Annotated in this window: 1 pseudogene; it reads right to left on the bottom strand. The window is 79.1% G+C overall.

From position 1 onward, the window contains the following. Positions 1-220 (bottom strand): annotated as a pseudogene (locus tag GT042_RS15955) (wax ester/triacylglycerol synthase family O-acyltransferase); the annotation flags it as partial.

The raw sequence follows: 220 nt of genomic DNA, 5'->3' as shown, positions 1-220 counted from the left end.
GCCGCCTTGCGGACCAGCTGGACGTCCGCCAGGTCCAGGACGGCGGTGGCGAGCTGCCGGGTCCCGCTGGAGCCCGCGGTGAGGGCGGCGACCCCCCGGGGGTCGAAGCGGCTGGCCCGTACGACGGAGGCGCCGATGCCGAGCGCCCTGCGGAGGTCTTCGAGCCGGTCCCTGGCGAGCCCCGCCGCCTGCCAGGGTCCCGGCAGCCAGGAGCGCGGCG

Origin of the sequence: Streptomyces sp. SID3212, assembly GCF_009865405.1 — a bacterium.
Taxonomy (GTDB): Bacteria; Actinomycetota; Actinomycetes; order Streptomycetales; family Streptomycetaceae; genus Streptomyces.
Note: the sequence above shows the minus strand (reverse complement) of the source record. Positions and strands in the feature narration are given on the sequence as shown.